Here is an 18156-nt window from a genome sequence, read left to right as displayed (position 1 = left end):
CAATATTTTTTAGACAGCCTCTTTTTTATACTTAAAGCAAATTGAATCTTTTATCGGTACAGGGTAAAGTGTCCTACAAACTCCCTGGTATCCTCATCTCCATTTAGCTTTATGATATACCAGTAATCCCCTGTAGGCAAATCGGCCTGGTTATAAAAACCGTCCCAACCTGCAGTATCTTGAAGCATTCGATATACAGTTCTTCCATACCTGTCAAATATTGATATGGTTATATTAGGGAAAACTTCTAGGTTTTTAGGTTTCCATGTATCGTTTAACCCATCACCATCAGGAGTAAAGAAATTCGGAATTTCAATATCTATAAATTCAACGAAAATTTCTTGGGTCACACTACAACCATTCTCATCGGTAACAGTAATGGAGTATGTATCCGTTGCTTTTATCAAGAACGTGTTTTCACTTGTTGGTGAACCTCCATTGATTTGATACTCGTATTCTGGATTCCCCCCAGAGGCCATTACCAATATTTCATTGATATTTTCATTGCTCAAAGTCAAGGACAATGGATCAAATGCCTCTACCACAAAATTGAAACTACGCGTACATCCATTGGAGTGCGCAACAGTAAGTGTATGTTCCCCTGGCATAAGATTTATAAAATCGGGGTCTAGAACCATCTGATTTGGATCAGTGGTATCCATACCATACAACAGTTCGGGAACAATACTTGAATCCTCAAAATTAATATCCAAATAATTTGTTGGTATTATTCCATCACATTCGTACACTACCTCAACGGTACCTTCCATATTAACACCAGATTCTATTTCAACTATCTGATTGGTGGTACAACCATTGGCATCTTTCACAAAAATAACATGGGTTCCGCTTGGTAGGTTACCATAGCTCATCACTCCTTCTACAAAGTTAGCATCTTGACTTGAGTTAAGACTTGTGCTGTATGGAGCGGTTCCTCCTTGAATATCCAAGGTTACCAAACCATCTTCGCTTCCGTAGCAAATTTCATGTTCTGCCGTAACGCTCAACACCAATTCATCTGGTTGTGTTATGGTAAAATCCAGTACTTCATAACAACCATTGGCATCTTGAACAATCACGGTGTAATCACCGGCAGCTAAATCAGTAAAGGTGTTTTCAGTATCAAACTGGTTAAGGTTAGGTGAAATCGCATATTGATAATCCGCAGTACCACCGGAAACATTAATACTAATACTTCCATCATCGGCATCCATACATGTTACATTGGTTATATCACTAGTGATAACAAGAGGCTCTGGCTCTTCTATTGTAATGGATTCGGAAACCCATGTACAATCTACACTGGTTACCCCAACATAATAAGTTCCTTGTGGAAGGTTCTCAAAGAATCCATCCGTATTTGTCGGTGTCACAGCAGTAATCATTCCACTATCCGAGTACAATCCGTAATTATAGTCTCCAAGACCTCCTGATGCTTTTGCATAAATTGAAGCTGTACTGTCGCCATTACAATTGATAAAGGCTCCATTTAAATCTATTTCAGCAGTCAACGGTACTATATCATTAACGGTCACCCCATTCGATAATGCGGGTTCACATCCGTTCGCATCTATTACATAATATTGATATGGTGCACTGTTTGGAGCCACATCGAAAACATGTGTATTTCCACCGGACATATCTGTAAATGGTCCTGCCTCTGAAGTACTCCATTGATATACATTACCTGGGTATGGAGTTCCACCTTCTACCGTTAAGGTCAGTTGTGCGTCCTCATCACATGTAAGTTCTCTGGACAGCACCAAGCTTGCCACAACTGGTTCGGGATCAATTATTTCAACTTCGGATGTGGTGTAGGTACATCCTGCATCGTCCGAAATAGTAATGGAATAGGTTCCTACCTTCAAGTTGTTGAAAGTTGAAGATGTTTGGGTAGAAGATGTGGAAATTATGCTTCCACCTTCTATACTGTTTAAACTATACAGTACGGTACCCAACCCTCCAGAGGTCAACGTTGCACTAATAGTGCCATCCGTATCGCCAATACAATCCAAGGTCTGTGTGGCTGGAGAAATATTTGCTATCAATGGATCTACCGTTAAAATAGTTCCACTCAAAGTTGTATTGACACATCCTGCAGCGTCTGTGATTTCTATATCATATGTACCATCGGAAAGTCCAGTGAATACATAACTGTACACATTGGTCTGTGTTAATCCTAAAGATGGTATTGCAATCGTATATGGTGCGATTCCGCCGGTAGGTTCTACCGAAAGCCTTCCTTGATCGTTGGAACAAGAGGCATTTCCTATTTCAGTAATATTCGCATCCAATACCGTGTCTGCACCTCCTACGGTTACCATGGTTTCTTCGGTACAGAATGGAAAGTCTGTTTGTTCAACAACAATGCGATAGGTGCCTTTGGGCAAATCAATGTTTCCACTTGTTGTACCAGTTCCACTATCCGTTCCTATTGAAACATCATCACTTGGATCTGCCAAAGTTCCATTGGCATCATAAATTGTATAGGTAAATCCACCTGAATAACCTCCCGTAATCTCAAAATGATTTTGACTGTCATCACCGGCACACACTACTGGAGAATCCTCCATTACATCAATACCAAATGGCTCAATTTCCTCTACATTATGGGTTACGGTAATGGAGCATCCAGTTACAATATTGCTAACTCGGAATGAATGCAATCCAACTTGCAATCCAGTGAAAGTTCCAGTGGTATTTGTGGTCCCTGTAGCAATTTCCTCAAAACTATAATCATGAGGACCTACAGATGAATCCGTCAATAGCCCTTGTGCTAATATGGTAATGGTTTCACCTCCGTTGGCACAAGAAATATCATCCACTAATGGAATAATTGCATCTTGTAGTTCATCAAATGCGTTTATTGTAGCCGTTGTGGTGCCCATACAGCCTGCATCGTCATAAACATTGATGGTATATGTTCCTCCTGCAAGGTCGGTGACAATCAATTGGTTGTTGTTTCCATCTTGTACCACATTGCTGGATGCATCCACAAATTCGTATCTCACATAAGTGCTTGTTCCTCCAGAAATAGATGAGGAATTCACTGTAATGCTTGCATTATCGGGGTTATTCCCTGCAGCACATCCAAACTGAACCACATCGGTGGCCGGGATTGCAACTGCTATAGCTGTTGGTTCATCAATTGTGATTATTGCTGAATCTGTTGTACAGCTATTGGTTCCTGTTGCTCTTATAATATAATCACCAGGGATCAATCCATGGAATGTACGTGTTGTTGCATCATATGTAAAATCTGTTCCTGGTATTGGAGTTAACCCGCTATCCAAAAGTTGATATGACAATGGAGATATTCCATTATCGGTTTGTGTTGCCGCAATGCTTCCATCGGCACCTCCATTACAAGTTACATCTGTTGGAGTGGTATCGAAATCTGGATAAATAATATCTGGGACCGATACATTATATACTCTCGAACATTCTGGTGATGTTGTAAGGTCGTCATATACTGTGATCGTATAATCCCCAACAACCGATGTCGAGTAAACAAATGGATCACCTGGCACACTTGTTCTGGCCACCAAAGTTGTTCCAAAGCCATCTACAATTTCATAATCATAATCTCCAGAGCCTTCAAGATCACTGATTGTAATTTCAGCATCAGAAGAGCAATCGAGCAATTTGGTCAATTGCACTGTTGCTTGCAATTGTGGGTGAACCGTAACAGATTGAGTTTCGGAACAACCATTACTATCAATAACTGCAACAACATAACTTCCAGCTGCAATGTCACTGAACACACCTCCGTTATCAACATAGGTACTACCTCCGTCAATGGAGTAGAAAATATCCGCTCCAACACTACTGCTCGCGCTGATAGTAACTGTTGCCAGAGCCGAACAGTTGTCCACACTAACATTGTCAATTGTTGGATTCGGTGTTAGATCTAGATGTATTGACCCTAAATTTACAGGGCATCCATATTGATCCTCCATAATAACCGAGTAATTTCCAGAAGGCGAGTTGGATGGAATCTCTATAGGGTTGTCGGATGTATCGGTAATCGTTGTAAATGAACCGGGACCTGTTACTGTATAAGTATATGTACCCCCACCACCAATAGGATTCTGCACTTCAATTAGTCCAGGATTATTACAACTGATATCTTGAAGTACATTTAATGTTCCGCTTAATGGATCAAGTTCTTCTAATAACTCATTTTCCGAAGCACTTACGCAACCAGATGATGCTCCATCCTTTTTGGTTACTTCTATATAATAATTTCCTTCTCCTAATAAGTCAAATTCTATGGTCTGTGGAGAATTAAATGGAATATTCCCTCCACTATCACTAACTAATACCGAAGCTCCTGATGAAATATCATAGAAAGCCCATTCTATTTCTGATCCTGGTGAGATTTCTTGTTCTATAATTTCATATATAATGCTTCCATTGGAGGCACCATCACATGAAGGTATGATTGTCGAAGTAATTTCAAAAGGTTCAGTGATAAGATCATTTACATTTACATTACTTTGTCTTACACAACCATTAAAATCTTTTACATAAAACACATAAGTCCTTCCAGGAATTAAACCTGTCCATTTATACATTCCTTCTCCTGGGCCGACTGGGTTGCCTAAATTATCTACATTTCCACCATCGACCCAAATAGACGGTTCCGTAGGGTCAAAGTTAAATGGGTCATCCGTATAAGCATATTGATATGGAGCAACCCCCTCAGATCCTTGTACTGTGACCTGTAAATCATCACAATCCACCACAACTGCATCAATGGTAATATCTAGATCATCCAAAGGATAGGGAACAATAAATGGAGGGAAATCTGTTTGACACAAGGTATTACCAAAACCATCAACAGTTCTCATAGATGGATAAACAGTATCACCGGAATTATATCCAGTTAATTCATCCGATGTTCCAGGAACCGAGTTATCAGAAATCCAAGTAGTACCTCCATCATCACTAAACTCTATTGTACCTAAACTTGTAGGATATGCTGAAAAACGAAAACCAAAATCACTCACATCCCCTGTACAGGCAGAAGGTGTAATACCAATTATGGTTGCGGTCAATTCTTCAGGGTTGTTTATGGTCTGAATATCTGTAATGGCACACCCTGTTGCATCAGTAATATTAATTGTATAGTCCCCTGGCAATAGGTTATAATATGTTTTACTTGTTGCCAACAGGTTTGTATCTGTTTGATTGGAAGCTCCTCCATTGTCCAAATCCACTATTTGAACAGTATATGGACTTATTCCTGATGTGATATTGATTAAAATGTTACCATTTCCATCATGGCATTGAGGTGCCGTTGGAGTAGCTGTCATGGTTAATGGAGTAGATGGATTTATGGTAACCGTTTCCATATACTCACAATATGGAATGCCAGCTGAGTTATCTCGTACATACACATCGTAATCGCCTTCATCTCCAGCAGCAACAGGAAATGTATTTGTTGTTGAGAAATCTCCGGCCGTAGGTGTGCTACCGTTAGCAACAAAAGCATACACAAGTGTACCATTACCACCAGTTGCGGTAACATCTATAGATCCATCTGCGCATGTGCTAACATCGGTTGCCGCTACATTGACCAAAAGTTGGTCATCTATGGTTATACTAACTACTCCTCCATCGCAACCAAAAGAATCCTTTACATTGACATCATAGGTGCCACTGGACAATCCTGAGAAAGTATAGGTGTCCGGTGTACTCGGGTCTGGTGCCTGCCATGGACCACCATCTATTTGGAAGAGATATCCTCCACTGCCGGTAGTTGCTGTAAGCTGAATCGTGGCATTGTTTCCACCATCATAACAACTGGTTGAAACAACATCATAGGTCAGGTCAACCGGGCCGTTCAATGTTACTACAGCGCTTCTTTCCTCACAACCATTTATATCTTTCACCACAATAACATAATCACCTGCCACTAGGCCACTAAAGGTATTGCCAGATGCGTTGGGGAATGCTACTATACTGTTCCCTAATTCGTCTTCAAGAGCATATTCATATGTTCCTGTTCCGCCTGTTACCGTCGCTTTTATAGTTCCTGCCGGATCGCTACAGGTAGGTACTTGTTCTATACTTGTGTTTACTGAAAGTGATGCAGGTTCATCAATGTCTTGACTTATAGTAATGGTACAAGAGGTCTCATCCGCCTTACGGATCAATACACTTTGCGTACCAGATGTCAACGTTGATGCTGTGGTTACAGGTGATGTTGTACTTGCGATCCAATTGGTTCCTCCATCTATAGAGTATTCAAATCCGGCAACTGCGTCGAAATTTTCAACTTCAAAAGTGATGGAACCATCATTTGCTCCATTACAAGTAATGTCGGTGTAACTCAAAATATTTGCTGCAAAACCATACCCTGCTTCTATTACTACTGGAATATCCATTGTGCGTGGGCAACTTTCAGGCACTTGTTCTACCAAAATATCATCGATGGCCACATCATTTCCACTATTTCCAATTTTTTTGGAAATCAGCACAAAGTCCAATTCTGTATGTGCTCCGGGATTCATGGTGAATTCAAAAACATTCCAGATTAGATTTTTCGGTATGTCGTTGGTCTGTACTTCTCCAACTACGGTTTCTGTCCCCGGAATTCTCATTTGCACCCAAAGATTAGGATCCAACTGGGAACCACTCTTCAATAGGTTTATAGCTGCAAAGGATACATTCATATCCTGATTTGGAAGTATGTCTTTTATAGGTTTTTTATAGATTACCTGACCTGGGGATGGTGACCCAACATTAATTACCAAATAACGTCCGTTGGAATCGGCTCCACCGGATGTATGGTCATCTGGCCTTAACCATGCGCCAAAAGGCGAAACAATATAATTGGTTACAGAATATTCAAAATCATTAACATGGGTGTTACTTCCTACTTGGTCTTCATAAGTATAGCCCAAAGTATACTCACTATCTATGGTTGAACCGCTCCCAAAATCTTCCAACAACAAAACACTTGGGTTTGGTGGGTTACTTTCGGTATACTCAGCAGTTATGGTATAAGTTCCTGGAGTGATACCTGTAAAACTACCATCTGTTGAAGTGACAATGGGAGAAGTATCAATGGAATATTCATAATTATAAACAGATTGGTCTGGAGAAAGAACCACATCTCCATTTCCATCACAATCGTAGGTTACATCCATATCAAAATTTGGAATAGGAAGCGGTGCCTCTATTGTGATTGGTATATTAATCTCACATCCCCTTGAATCTTTGGCGACAAGGATATGATTACCCGGAGGCAATAGACTGATTCTAACGGATGGATCCATTACATCGTCTGCTATAAAAGTACTTCCTCCATCAAAACTGAACTGATAAGGTGCTGTACCGCCCTCTACATTGGTAAACCTAACTTCTGAATTTCCATTGATATCACATGTACCTATGCTGGAAATTCCTGCATTTGCATTAAAAGTTTTTGGGTCTTCCAACGTAAAAGTAGTTTCCTCTTCACAACCATCGGCACTTCGAACTTTAATGGTATGTGTACCCGGTGCCAAATTTACAAAAGTTGGATTGGTTTGTTCTGTGGTCCAATCATTTATACTGTATTCATAAGGAGCCAAACCTCCAGATACGTTCATTGTTACCTGTCCAGTATTGGAACCTTCACATGTTATCTCGGAATCAATGGTTGGGTTGTTAACTACCAAACTTCCTAAATCAGCCACGGTAACTTCATTGGAAATTGACCAGCAATTATTACCATCAACAACTACAAAACGGTACGTTCCCTCATCTCCCGAAGGAAAATTGAATACTCCCGGGGCAATAGTATCTCTTTGGAACTCTATTGAAGGGATATCGGAAATATCAGAATATGGTGAACTACCATCTTTTTCCCAGATGGCATACAAATATGATGGATTTGGTGCACCCTTCGTACCTGTTAAAGATATGAGTCCATCGGTACAGGTTATATCTTTTGTCGAAACCGCACTGACTTCTGGGTCGGGAATTTCATCAATGGTAAAGGTATCTATTTCTTCACAAGAATCATCAGTAGTTACCACGATAACATAATCACCTGCATTTAGTCCGCTAAATGTAAGATCACTGGTGGTTTGTGCCAGTTCATTATCTATTAATGTCCCTGGGTTACCGGATCCATCATCAGTATATAAACTATAATGATAATTTGCCCTTCCATCACTTACCAAAACACGTACACTTCCTTGATCCATGCAGGTTACAGGTTCCGTAGTAAGGTTTAAGCTCAGTTCTTTTCTTTCTATTCCTATCTCCTCGGTACTGAACACGCAGCTACCATCCAATGGTTCACCTGTGCTACCGTCCAATTGCGTAAATTCTACACGGTAAGTACCTGGAGTATCAATCGTAAAGTTAGGTCCATTTCCACTGGAATATGGTACCAAAATTGAGTTGCTATCGGTATCTACCAATTGATAGCCATAACCTGCTCCTACATTTTGAATTCTGATAAAACCATCTGTAGCACATAGTATGTCTTGACTTACAGTATCAAAATCAAGGTTATTTTGGAAAACATCAAAATAAAATATGCTGTTGCAGCCTCCTGAATATGATAAAACCAAACGATAACGCCCTTCAGTGTTTGCAGTGTATGAATTTCCCGTGGCAACTTCGTCCCACGAACATCCTATTTGATTATTGGGGCAATCTGGGCCCGCTGCCGCACAGCTTGCCTCATCCAATTTTTCCCAAGTGATGGTTTCCGCATCAATGATATTGAGTACTATTTCCTGAGTATCGTTAATTCCACAGAGGAAAATTTTGGGCAATTCAGAGCCGTCATTGGCACAGGTTACAATCTCTCCTTGTATATCATTTGTGATGTCTGCATCACCATTAAGGTCATTAAAATAGGTAATAATAGGATTTACCTGTGTGTTTCCAAAACGTGTAACCTCCATAGATTCAATATTGGGACCACAAGTGACGGATTCTTTATATACTAAGTAATGTCCTGTTTCTTGTACTAAAACAGTAGTTGCATCATTATCTGGATCGCTATCACTATAAACAACGTCCGAGGCATCCAATTGTCCATTTTCATTCAAATCTTTGTACCATGTGTAGGTATCATACCCAGATCCTGCAGTAATCTCAGCACTATCTCCGCAAATTTGAATTTCACTTTCAAAAACACAATCTAATAAATCATCCAATAAAAAGTTAGTTGCTCCCGGTGTGATAAAACCACAACTGCTAACATTGGAGACACTAGGGTCATCCGATATGGTTTGGCCACTGGTCACCCCATCGTATGTAGCATAAGCTATGTTGTCTATGGTTGAACTACATGCCGCCACAAAATCATGACAATCATTTGAGACCTTCACCCTCATACTAATCTCGTAGACATTTCCTTCCTCGGTGACAAGGGCGTCGGGCACGTAAAAAGTTACTTCTTCTGGAGTGGTTCCTGCGGATGACATGGTAACTCCTGGAGCACCAGACAAATCGACACTTTCCAGTTCCACGTTATTGGGCAGTACATCACGTATTGTAAAATTTGTAGCATCATCGTTCCCACGGTTCCAAAATCGAAGTACATATTCCAAGGATTGTCCTAGGTTTACACCATCCCCTGTAATATCATTCCCGGCCAGATCCTCAACTTTCTTTTCTACCAATATATCTGGATCTATTATTTCTACCGCCACCGTGGTAAGAAAGAGTATTACTCCTTCACTGGAGGTACTTATTCTTATTTCACCACTATCATGATCATTGGGGAGTACAGAGTTTCCTGGATTGGTGAGCTTAAGAATATCGGCATCCCATCCCAAGGTATTATGACTTGCTGGGGTTCGGGTATCCACCCAGCTCCCTTGATTGGTTATCGTACTATTAAAAACATTGTTGCTTGGATTAATGGCATCACTTAGATAGGTCCAACTATCCGAAGGATCTGCCCTAAATTGCATACTGGGACCATTAATACGGTCACCATCCATTGTACCTGCTCCTATAACTGCATTTACAGGCAATGGGGATGGCACAGTCTTGAATCCATCAAAAGAAAACTCAACATTCTTATAAGTACTTCCCATGGCCGCATAACCATCAAAAGTTGAAATGTATTTGCTGGTGGCGTTTTGGTTCTCATAAATCACCACCATGGTCCAACCTGCACTAACATTTTTCTGATTAGTTGAGGCCACTATATTTGCAACGGTGTATTCGCCATTTGGATCACTTAATCCTGATAACAAATGGGTTACATTCGCATAATTTAGATAGGAGGTCATATTTACCCCACTTAAATAATCTACATCAACAATACCAGGGTCTGTAAATCCATCTCCATCCCTATCCCCATCTTTATCGTAAATTTGTTCGTATTGAAAAGCTGCATCACTAGAAGGACCAATATCTATATAAGTACCTCCGGGAACCTTAAATTTCACCGACTTATAAGGGTCGTTCCTATTTGTATCCCTATAAATACCGCCCCAATATAACCCAGCGTAGACCACTGCGGAACAACTTGGTGCATTTAATTCTGCACTACTGGAGCTGAAAGTGGATGAATCACCATCAATATCGATGTAATTCATATTTACACCTTGGTTACTCGCACTTCCATTGTAATCTGCGTTGGGGTTACTGGCAACACTAACAATGTTGTTGGCCACATATACCAAATCTCCTTTTACCATGATGTTATCCCCTGGTAAACGAGGTTCGAAAGGAACAGAAAGTTGTGCTCTGGTAAGTGAAACAAAGGTTATGAAAAACAATGTAAAAAGTAGCCTGTTGGAATAATTAGCAAAGGGCTTGTAATTCATGTTTGAGGTTTAGGATAGTTATGGTTATTTTAACTTTGATACCAAATCTATCCAAAGAAGAAGACCTGCAAAATCTTATGTTGTGGAAGTACCTTAAAATGTTGCAAACCCTTATTATATAGGGGTTATTGATTATAAAATGATAGACAAATCCACTAAGTTTTGAAGGTTTTAGAGTTGCATATAGTGTAAATCAAGCATAAATCACCCGACCAATTTTGGCTCCAACCACAACCAACCTAAACACAAAATAAGTAGGATAAAAAACCAAAAAGAAGGTATAGGAATCATTTCTTTTTGAGAAGCAGATGTTACGGAAGTAAAGCCTTTTTTATTTCCAAATTGCCGTTTATTTGTTTTCAGCCTATTTGAAAGTGTAATCGCTTTTCGCTGATTTTCATCAAATACATAATATGAATATTTACTAAGTGTGTCATTGGATACCGTCAATTGGTTCCATCCGGTTTTTCGAGGGTATTGAGTTCCAGTCCATTTATTGGACAGCAAAATATCTTGAAGCATATATATATTGTGTTCTTCCTCCGTGTGTATTTCAAAATCATTTAAAGAGGTACGCAATTCAAATTTAAATGGCTCCCCTACCCTTGAGGTTGTGGTCAGAGCCTTCCAGTCTGCCAACGCATCAAAATCCCTTACAACTTTATTTAAAATGCTTGTCCAAATATTGGCGTATAAATCAGTATCCCCCTCCAAAACCAATTGATAGGTATTCCGTAACAATGTAGTTCCCAGTTTTCCTTTTTCCATAGGAACATATGCTGCAACTTCTACCGAATCCACTAAAACTTCTTGGATTTTGATTGTGTTCTTAAATTCAAACGGATACTTCTGTATATGCTGTTCTGGTTCACCAATAGTGGTTTCAGTGACAAAATCTCGATCAAACCCAAATGGTGATTGCTTTTTAGAAAAATTGAAAAATCTTTCATTGGGTTGGACAAAAACACCTAGCCCATGCGTCTTCATAGTTTCCTCCATTATTTCTTTCGAAGCGCTATCGAGACCAGCATAGGTATCTGTATCGATAATCAATAAATCATAGGCATTCAAATTTTTCTGGGTAAAACCATAAATGGGGTTGGAGGCTCCATTGAAATATTCGAACTTGTACCTGCCTTTGGTCAATTGCGTACGCGCCAAAACCTCGTGTCCTCTTTCCGTCAGAAAGTTCTTGAGGTATTTCGATTCAAATGTTGGAAATGTGTTGATCATCAATATTTTCAAAAGCGCTCCTTTTACAACTTGAACAGGAATCGGCTCTTGTGAAATGACATTTGCATCTGTATCTTTTTCCAATAGACTATACACAAATTGTCCGCTTGACTTGGGTTTGGTATTAAATGTTATGCGTTCTTCTTCAATCCCTTTAAAAAGCACGGAGTCCAATGGATTGCCTCCATTGTCAGCTAAAACGGCCCAGTGCCCTTCCTTTGGATTGGAATATCTTGAATTTAATTGTAAAACTCCACCCAATGGTATTTCATTTTCATGGGTTATCGCCGTCCATCCTTCCACCTTTTCACCTCCTAAAAAGGCTATGGATTTATCTTGTAATTGCCACAAATCAAAAGGTTCAACCCCATGGCCCAGTAAAAACAAAGAATCCACATTTTCTAAAATGGACAATGTTCTTCCCTTGGAATACTCCTCCGTTCGTATTCGTTTATAAATGGATTTTAGACTATCTAACTGAGCGGGACGATACCCTTCGGTCAAAACGATTCCCTTTCCGTTAATGGTTTTTTGTAAAGTACTCGGTCTTAGCACAATCATTACCAAAGAGGAAATGGCCAAAAATATTGTTATAGATTTAATCCAAAAACTTCTGTCCTTTTGCTGAGTCCAATCTTTCCAGATAAATACAGCAAACAATACCAACCCTATTAAAACTATGGGCCAAAAAAGGTTCTGGTTCATAAATACAACTCCATCATTCATACGTGTCCAATTCCTTTAAAAACAATTCATTGATCTTATCATAGTAATTGACTTTTTTCTTCGGGTTTTCATCCACCTGAGGAAGTACTTGCAAGAGGTTTTTTTGAACATACTCATAATTTTCTTTTGTTCTGATAGCCGCTTTTTCAAGATCGCGTAGTCCTTGAAGCACTTTTAGGTATGTAAGTGGATCTGTAATCGCTTTCTTGGCCAGCTCGTTCCCAGCGGCCTCGAAAAGAACATTGTCCTCGGAATCATACTCTTTTTTGTCTTGAATCAATAGTTCCAAACGTGCAACAGCTTCTCTCGTTGAAGAAAATGACATTTGGTAATCAAAGTCCTCTTTTTTATCAAAGTTTGAAATTTCCTTAACATCCCCACTCAATCTATTTTCCTCTTTGATGGGGGGAGGATCAAAACCGATACGGTGCACATATATTCTGGCACTATTTTTTATATCCTGTATTATTTTAAGGGCATCATATTGGTACGGCAATGATTTAGCTGGCTCGTAAAGTCGTAAATGGAGCTCGGCATCCCACATAATGTTCAAAGCATCCCTAAGCTTTGCTTTCAATGACTTCTCAAAGAGCGTAGATGCTTCGGGGTCCGAATGATTGTGTACATAATCGTGCAAGGGATCCTCTGCCTCTTCATCATTTTCATGGCTATGATCGCTCATCTCTTCCACCAAATTATGTTCATTTTCGCTATCGTGTTCATGGCTATATTCATCCAATAGGTCATCCTCACTTTCTTCGTGTTCATGATCGTGCCCACCTTCTTCTTCATGTGCAACCTGTCCGGCAGCTGCTTGCATTTCAGCTTCATCACCCATAAACTGACCGTATTTTAATCGCAACTGCTTTTGGTCAAAACCTAGTTCATTACTCCTCGATTTAAAATCGCTTTCGGAAATATTTGGGCGCTCCGCAATCAATTTTTCCGTATCGATAATCAACTGTCGCTGGCTTCTAAAATAATCGGGCATTAAATCCACACCCAAGTTTCCCTCTACAGCAAACGCATCAGTCACGGTATCACGGATAACAGCAAAATAAGTTTCGCTCCTTGCTATATTGGGCAAAGGTGTTTTTAGGTCAAGTGCTTCCACAAAAAAATAAAGTTCATCTCCCGGATCCATTTTTAAGGCATCCAAATCTAGCGGTTGCTGTAACTGTATTTGTTTATTCCCTTTGGGAACAGCTTTATCAAAACGAATGGTTTCTTCACGAAACTTGACGGATTCACCTGAGCCTTTGCTTACGGTCGCAACAATATAAGCTTCATCAATTCCAAAATCATCGGAGATGTTGGTATTGAACATTAATCTTTTATCATCATCAAACTCAAAATAACTGTAGTTGTCCAGCCCTTCAATTTCAACGATTGGAGGATTATCGTTAACCATTTCCAATGAATACAGGTCGCTAACATATGCGTTCCCATCAAAATCTTTGAAGGTAAAGCTATAAAAGCCCGATGCTGTCAGCATTTTGGTCAACCGATAGGTATCTTGGAATTTCTTAAAACTAATCTTCTCGCCCATAAGATCCATCTCTACTTCATCTACATTACCATCAAATACAAGGTTCCAAGTAATTCGTGAACCCTCCACTGCCTTTATATTTGCAACAGAGGTGGTAATAGGGTCTTTTCCAGTATATCCCGGGTATTGAATGGTGATGCTGGTCTGAAGCAATTCAGGAATCTTAGCGGCGGTGGCAATACTATCTATTGGTGCAAAAGAGATTTGCTCCTTATTTGATGAACCTCTCTCCGTTAAATTTCCAAACTTGGCAAGTATAAAGCTGCCAGCTATTCCAAAAAGTATGAGACCAAACATAACAAGTGCCGCTTTGAACAAATTGTGGGGCGGTCTCAATTTGGACAAAACTGGTTCCAACTGCGATGCCACACGATATTGCTGTAATTTTGACAGATCGGAAAGCTCATTGGCCGGCGACAACAAAAGTCCACTGCTAAATCCGGCTTGAGGGAGGTGGGCATCAATATAATGAACAGCATTTTCCGAACGTATCTTCCATGGTTTTAGAATCCACAAGGCTATCCCAATGGTTAGGATCAAACCTAACAATGCAAAAAGGATACTATGGCTCAATACGTAGACAAAACCACCAAACCCAACAGCGTATAGCAGACATTCCAAATATTTGGAGTACTGCCATCGTTTCTTAAATTGCTTTATTGCTCCTGCTCCGATCATTGTTTTTTATAGTTTGCCACCATGCGTTCAATAATCATCAGTATAGCGAGGGTGTAGAATATCCAAAGTGAAATGTTCAGCAAAGTTGCTCTTTCCTTTTTTCTCTCTGGTGCTACATAATTTGGTTTGAGTTCTACCTCATCCAATTGTCTGGCATCTACATTCGTCACCATAGTTTTTAAATTGTTTTCCAAATCTAGAATGTTGAGCAACTGTTCGGTTAAATGTTGATCTACCGTATTTTTTGGATTTAATCTTGTGGTTAGGTAAAATACATTTTTTGTAGGCCCAGGCTCAATCAATTGTGTTGCCAATGGGTTATTTTGATAGACCAACCATTTTCCTTCAAGATCATTTAAAGCTTCATTGCTCAACCTAATATTTAAATGAGCTCCTTTATATATGGAGTCACCTTCTTTGTAAATAACAATATCGCGATTTAGAAATGATGATAGCGCCCTAAATGATGCTTCGATGTATTTTTCTTCCCATTCAAAATCATCTTCCGCTTCCAAATTGACATGAATTGTATCAAATGTTTTTAAAGGAACTGTTTGTTGTTCTCCAGATAGTAATTGAAGGCTGTCGCCACTAATATTAAAGCCTTCTTCCAATTCTTTTTTATTGATTTTAGTTACTGTACCGTTACTTGATAATGTAATCAGTTCAACCACTGATTCCTTGGTAAAGGCCATTAAGGGACGGTCTTGTGTTTCCTCAGAATCCATGACAACCCAATGAATTTTTTTTTGAGTATTTGGTCGCATCGACTTTATGCCTTTGACCAAGGCTTTTGTAAATATGACGATACTGTCCGATTGCAATGAGTCCATTTTTTGGACCAATTGCCAATAGTTCGGCTGTTCATTATCTCCTTGATAATCCATATTGTCATCCCATTTGGGAAAACCATTTTTCAATAAAAAAACTGGCGAATTTTCTTGTATGCTATCTAAAATGGTACTGATAGATCTTTCATTGGCAATAGAAGCTTCCACGAGATAGGTAATTTGTTTCTCATTGCCCTTGGTTCGCCAATAAGGGCCTGCCAGCAACAAAACAACCAAAGCCACAATCAACATTCTAAGCAATAGCAGCAACCATTCATTCAATTGTATGCTACTGGATTGCCGTGAATTGGAATCATCCAATAATTGAATACTTCCTATTTTTATGGTCTTTGCCTCCTTTTTACTCCATAAATGAATGGCCAAGGGAACTAAAAGTCCCAAAAGTGCCCAGAGATATGTAGGATTTGCAAAAACCATTTATAGTAATCGTATTCGTTCTTTTAAAAAAAGTTGTAAGGCATTACCCAAGTTATCATCCATTCTAAATAGATGGTAATGTATACCTTGGGATAACAATTGTTCTTTGGTTTGGCTTACTTTTTTGTCCAATGCTTTTAAATAGGCCGTTTTGGCCTTGTTCACATCAACTTTTATTTTTGTACCTGTCTCCAAATCTTCAAAAGTGACGGACTTTTTGTAATCAAAATCCATTTCGCTGCCGGTCATGATTTGAGTCACGACAACCTCATTATTTGCCGTTTTCAAGTTTTTGACAAAGTCGGAAAGCTCGGAAACATCCTCGTACATATCGGTCAGAAAAAACACCAGTTCCTTTTCGCCCCTATTGTGTATCCTTCGCGATGCAATAGAGAGTTCGGGCCACTTACCTTTGGTGGAAATTTTTAACAACTCCAACAATAAACGGTTAAAGTGTTTTTGGTCAGCTTTGGGGTAAATGCTTACAAAATCGTCTTCGTTAAGGGCAAAAAGCCCAACGGAATCCCCTTGTTTTTGAGCCATATGAGACAAACAAGCTACCATGACCCTTGCAAATTCCAATTTGGATATCCCGTTCTCTTCATGTTCCATGGAAGCACTGGCATCCACAATAAACTTGACTGTGACGTGACTTTCCATTTCGGATTGTTTGATGTAATAACGACCTGATCGGGCCAACATTTTCCAATCGAGCAATCTCAGGTCATCCCCTGGTTCATAACCTCGGTATTGACTGAATTCCATTCCAGGGCCCACGCTTTTGCTCCGATGTAAACCGGAAATGTATCCTTCCACCACAATACGCGAAATCAGGCTAAGACCCGATACGGTATTGATGACTTCGGGTTTTAAAAGGTCGTGGTAGTCCTTTGCACCCATTATTTATCCTTTAATTGGACTGCTTTCAGAATTTCTTCCGTGACTTTATCCGAAGTGATTTCCTCTGCATCGGCCCTGAAGTTTACAAGCACTCTATGTCGCAAAACCGGTAAGGCTACGGTTTGTATATCTTGCAAGGTTACGGCCAATCTTCCCTCCAAAAGGGCATTTGCTTTTGCGGTCAGGATCATCGCCTGTCCCGCACGTGGGCCTGCACCCCAATCCACCCATTTTTTAACATATTCCACCGAAGTGGTGTCTGGACGGGTGGCACGTACAACATCGCTCACATATTGGATCAATCCATCACTAATGGACACTTCTCTAACCAGTTGTTGTAAACGTACAATGTCTTCTCCTGACAATACTTTATTCAATTTGGTCTTTTTGGTTCCCGTAGTGGCCTTTAAAATTTGCGTTTCCTCTGCTTCGGTGGGGTACCCTATTTTAATGTAAAGCAAAAACCTATCCTGCTGTGCTTCTGGCAAAACAAAGGTTCCAGATTGTTCAATGGGGTTTTGGGTGGCAAGAATAAAGAAGGGTTTGTCAAGTGCATAGGTTTTGTCTCCGTAGGTCACCTCGAATTCCTGCATGGCCTCCAATAGTGCCGCCTGTGTTTTCGGAGGCGTTCTATTGATTTCATCCGCCAAAATAATATTGGAAAAAATAGGTCCTTTATTAAACTTGAAGAATTTTTTGCCCGTGGTATGATCTTCTTCCAAAATTTCGGTTCCAATGATATCGGACGGCATTAAATCGGGCGTAAACTGTATGCGTTTGAATTTTAAATCAATCGCATTGGAGAGCGTTCGAATCATCAAAGTTTTAGCAAGACCGGGAACACCCTCCAGTAAGGCGTGTCCACCTGCAAGAAAAGTGATCAACAATTGGGAAACGGTATCTTCCTGCCCTATGATCACTTTGCCAATTTCTTTTTTAAGAGCTTCCAATTTTTCAGAAAGCCCTTCTACTTCACTTGCAATTTGTTGTAATTTTTTATCCAAATTAG

At 39.8% G+C, this 18156-nt stretch carries 6 protein-coding genes; all 6 read right to left on the bottom strand.

All coding sequences use genetic code 11. From position 1 onward, the window contains the following. Positions 1–50 precede the first annotated feature (50 nt). Positions 51–10793, bottom strand: coding sequence for a T9SS type B sorting domain-containing protein (locus MWU56_RS01260; protein ID WP_247041433.1), 10743 nt, complete (start codon positions 10791–10793; stop codon positions 51–53). 204 nt (positions 10794–10997) lie between these two features. Further along, positions 10998–12731, bottom strand: coding sequence for a hypothetical protein (locus MWU56_RS01255; RefSeq protein WP_247041431.1), 1734 nt, complete (start codon positions 12729–12731; stop codon positions 10998–11000). A 13-nt stretch (positions 12732–12744) separates the two neighbouring features. Beyond that, positions 12745–14979 carry a tryptophan-rich sensory protein gene (locus MWU56_RS01250; protein ID WP_247041429.1) on the bottom strand — a complete coding sequence of 745 codons (2235 nt, stop codon included), beginning with the start codon at positions 14977–14979 and terminating at the stop codon, positions 12745–12747. After that, the gene (locus tag MWU56_RS01245; protein WP_247041428.1) at positions 14976–16247 is read right to left on the bottom strand and encodes a BatA domain-containing protein; all 1272 of its coding nucleotides are present in this window, start codon (positions 16245–16247) and stop codon (positions 14976–14978) included. Before MWU56_RS01245 ends, MWU56_RS01250 begins: the two co-directional genes overlap by 4 nt. Continuing rightward, positions 16248–17147, bottom strand: a complete 900-nt coding sequence (locus MWU56_RS01240; protein WP_247041426.1) for a DUF58 domain-containing protein — start codon at positions 17145–17147, stop codon at positions 16248–16250. Beyond that, the gene (locus tag MWU56_RS01235) at positions 17147–18151 is read right to left on the bottom strand and encodes an AAA family ATPase (protein ID WP_247041421.1); all 1005 of its coding nucleotides are present in this window, start codon (positions 18149–18151) and stop codon (positions 17147–17149) included. Before MWU56_RS01235 ends, MWU56_RS01240 begins: the two co-directional genes overlap by 1 nt. Positions 18152–18156: the final 5 nt, after the last annotated feature.

Origin of the sequence: Allomuricauda sp. F6463D (assembly GCF_023015965.1) — a bacterium.
Classification (GTDB): Bacteria; Bacteroidota; Bacteroidia; order Flavobacteriales; family Flavobacteriaceae; genus Flagellimonas.
Note: the sequence above shows the minus strand (reverse complement) of the source record. Positions and strands in the feature narration are given on the sequence as shown.

What these genes read in the sequence shown, in the direction of transcription:
- MWU56_RS01260 (WP_247041433.1), bottom strand. Translation starts at nt 10,793, where the DNA reads ATGAATTACAAGCCCTTTGCTAATTATTCCAACAGGCTACTTTTTACA.
- MWU56_RS01255 (WP_247041431.1), bottom strand. Translation starts at nt 12,731, where the DNA reads ATGAACCAGAACCTTTTTTGGCCCATAGTTTTAATAGGGTTGGTATTG.
- MWU56_RS01250 (WP_247041429.1), bottom strand. Translation starts at nt 14,979, where the DNA reads ATGATCGGAGCAGGAGCAATAAAGCAATTTAAGAAACGATGGCAGTAC.
- MWU56_RS01245 (WP_247041428.1), bottom strand. Translation starts at nt 16,247, where the DNA reads ATGGTTTTTGCAAATCCTACATATCTCTGGGCACTTTTGGGACTTTTA.
- MWU56_RS01240 (WP_247041426.1), bottom strand. Translation starts at nt 17,147, where the DNA reads ATGGGTGCAAAGGACTACCACGACCTTTTAAAACCCGAAGTCATCAAT.